The 3,152-nt window shown below is 46.9% G+C and carries 4 protein-coding genes; all 4 read left to right on the top strand.

The window, feature by feature from the left end; translation table 11 throughout:
* Positions 1-145: 145 nt before the first annotated feature.
* Complete coding sequence (locus ACR0P9_RS09865; protein WP_432619691.1) at positions 146-574, top strand: Fur family transcriptional regulator; 429 nt, start codon at positions 146-148, stop codon at positions 572-574.
* Between the two features lie 3 nt (positions 575-577).
* Positions 578-1,600 (top strand): metal ABC transporter substrate-binding protein, encoded by a 1,023-nt coding sequence (locus ACR0P9_RS09870; RefSeq protein ID WP_432619693.1) that lies wholly within the window; start codon positions 578-580, stop codon positions 1,598-1,600.
* A 14-nt stretch (positions 1,601-1,614) separates the two neighbouring features.
* Complete coding sequence (locus ACR0P9_RS09875; RefSeq protein ID WP_432619695.1) at positions 1,615-2,328, top strand: metal ABC transporter ATP-binding protein; 714 nt, start codon at positions 1,615-1,617, stop codon at positions 2,326-2,328.
* Positions 2,325-3,152, top strand: an 828-nt coding sequence (locus ACR0P9_RS09880) for a metal ABC transporter permease (protein ID WP_432619697.1), incomplete at its 3' end; no start/stop codon positions are given. The genes ACR0P9_RS09875 and ACR0P9_RS09880, both read left to right, overlap by 4 nt.

Below are 3,152 nucleotides of genomic sequence, written 5' to 3' on the forward strand. Positions count from 1 at the left end.
CAACATTTGTACTATAAAAAATTCTTAATTTTTCTTAAGTTTGAGCAAAATGCGGAAACACAAATTGGAAATGAGTTTCATATTGACTTTTTCCCGAATCATGCTATAATTTGAAAATGGTTTTCAATTTATGGAGGCAATACCTATGGCGAATAAATCTCAATATCGCACCAAACAGATGACAGAAATTCTCTCGTATCTGCAATCCAAGCAGGGCAGTCATGTTACGGTGCATGATATTCACGAATATTTTAAACAAAAAAACATTTCTGTCGGCACGACAACGATTTATCGGCATCTGGACCGCATGGTCGCCGAAGGCATGGTTGCCAAATATGTCGTCGACGAAAAGAGCAGCGCTTGCTTTGAATATCTGGGCGAGGGATCACATTGTCATCCTACGGTCTGTTTTCATTGTAAGTGTGAAAAATGCGGCAAGCTGATTCATTTACATTGCAAGGAGCTGGAATCCGTTTACATGCATCTAATGAGCGATCATGGATTCCAAGTAGACGCGCCGCGCTCGGTTATCTATGGCATCTGCGAGGATTGCCGACAATCCGGAGGTTCATAAAACATGAAAAAATTCTTTTCTCTGTTTCTTACAGCTGCCCTGCTTACAGGAATTTTAAGCGGCTGCGGAACAACACCATCTGCAAATACGGAACAAACGCAGAACAAAAAATCCCTTCATATCGTCACAACCATTTTTCCAGAATACGACTGGGTGCGTGAAGTTTTAGGCGATCAGGCAGATAACGCAGAAATCACCTTCTTGCTGGACAACGGCGTGGACATGCACAGTTATCAGCCTTCCGCAGAAGACATCATGAACATCTCTACCTGTGATGTGTTTGTTTACGCAGGCGGCGAATCGGACGCTTGGGCGGCAGACGCTGTCAAAAATGCAACCAACGAGAACATGCAGGTTATCAATTTGATGGATGTCCTCGGTGAAAATGCCAAGGAAGAGGAAGTTGTCGAAGGAATGCAGGGCGAGCATGACCACGATCACGACCATGAAGATAGCGAGGAACACGAGGACGATCATGAAGAAGAGCCAGAATATGACGAACATGTCTGGCTTTCCCTCAAAAATGCGCAGATTTTTGTCTCCGCCATTGCAGACAGCCTCTCCAAAGTAGATCCGGCGCACGCTGACACCTATTCTGCCAACGCTTCAGCATACAACAGCAAGCTGGCACAGTTGGATACTGCCTATCAAGCCGCTGTCGATGCCGCGCCGATTCACACGGTACTGTTTGCGGACCGCTTCCCCTTCCGCTATCTCGTAGATGACTACGGACTGTCGTATTATGCGGCATTTTCCGGCTGTTCGGCAGACACACAGGCAAGTTTTGACACCATTATCTTTCTGACAGATAAAGTGAACGAATTAGGTCTGCACAGCATTTTAACCATTGAAAATTCCGACGATAAAATCGCAAATACTATCATTCAAAATACGCAAAGTCACGATCAGCAGATTCGCGTGCTCAATTCGATGCAGACAGTCACCTCACAGGATATTGCATCGGGCGCAACCTATCTTTCTGTTATGGAAGAGAATCTGGACGTTTTATCAGCAGCTTTGCAATAAGGAGTATCTATCCCATGGCACTGATTACCTGTAAAGATTTAGTGCTCGGCTATGACGGCCGAGCCATTACACAAGCATTTGATTTTTCCGTTCACACCGGTGATTATTTGTGTATTGTCGGTGAAAACGGTTCCGGCAAATCCACGCTGATTAAAACGCTGCTGCGTTTGCAGACGCCGATCAGCGGCAGCATTGAAACCGGAAACGGACTTCAAGCCAATGAAATCGGCTATCTGCCGCAGCAGACAGCGGTACAGCGCGATTTCCCGGCATCTGTCCGTGAAATTGTGATTTCCGGCTGTCAAGGCCGCTGCGGCCTGCGCCCCTTTTATAATCGCAAAGAAAAGGCACTGGCAGCAGAAATGATGCACAAACTCGGTCTAGACGGCATGGAAAAACGATGCTATCGAGAGCTGTCCGGCGGTCAGCAGCAGCGTGTGCTGCTCGCCCGCGCCCTGTGTGCGACACAGAAAATCTTGCTGCTGGATGAACCGGTCGCCGGTCTTGACCCGAAAGTTACCGCAGAGATGTATCACATGATTGACGACTTAAACAAGCAGGACGGCATTACGATTATCATGATCTCTCATGATATGGATGCGGCACTGCACTATGCCAGCCACATTCTCCACATCGGAGATACATCGTTCTATGGCACCAAATCTGAATACCTCAACAGCAAAATCGGCAAGCGGTTTGCCTCTCTGGAAGGAGGAGATGCACAATGAGTTTACTCGATACACTCGCTTTTTACTTTGCCTATCCCTTTGTACGGTACGCATTGATTGTCGGCGTGCTTATTGCGCTGTGCTCTTCTCTGCTCGGCGTTACGCTGGTACTCAAGCGATTTTCCTTTATTGGAGATGGACTTTCTCATGTGGCATTCGGTGCGATTGCCATTGCAGCCGTGCTCAATCTGTCCAATCAGATGATTCTGGTCTTTCCGGTCACCATTCTCTGTGCAATCTTGTTGCTGCGTACGGGTCAAAACACAAAAATTAAAGGCGATGCCGCTATTGCTATGATTTCTGTCGGAGCGTTGGCAATCGGCTATCTGATTATGAATCTGTTTTCCGCTTCGTCCAATGTATCCGGCGATGTGTGCAGCACATTGTTTGGCTCTACCTCTATCCTGACCTTAACACAAGGAGAAGTCTGGCTCTGCGCGATTCTCTCTCTCGTTGTCATTGCGATTTTTACTCTGTTTTACAACAAGATTTTTGCTGTGACCTTTGATGAGAACTTTGCTCTGTCCACAGGAACCAATGCAAACGCCTATAATCTGCTCATTGCGATTATCATTGCGATTATCATTGTCTTGGCTATGAATTTGGTCGGTTCGCTGCTGATTTCTGCTTTGGTCATCTTTCCCGCACTGTCCGCCATGCGCGTATTCCAGAATTTCCGCGCCGTGACCATTTGTTCTGCGATTTTGTCCGTCTGCTGTGCTTTCTTTGGTATCATCCTTTCTATTCTTGCCAGCACACCGGTCGGTTCAACCATTGTTGCCGTCAATATCATCGCTTTTGCGCTGTTCTGTGCAGTCGGCAAA

The organism is Butyricicoccus sp. (assembly GCF_050872565.1).
Lineage (GTDB): Bacteria > Bacillota > Clostridia > Oscillospirales > Butyricicoccaceae > Butyricicoccus_A.

Bases quoted from the DNA above. Each gene is read 5' to 3' on its own strand.
- ACR0P9_RS09865 (WP_432619691.1), top strand. From the start codon at position 146: ATGGCGAATAAATCTCAATATCGCACCAAACAGATGACAGAAATTCTC.
- ACR0P9_RS09870 (WP_432619693.1), top strand. From the start codon at position 578: ATGAAAAAATTCTTTTCTCTGTTTCTTACAGCTGCCCTGCTTACAGGA.
- ACR0P9_RS09875 (WP_432619695.1), top strand. From the start codon at position 1,615: ATGGCACTGATTACCTGTAAAGATTTAGTGCTCGGCTATGACGGCCGA.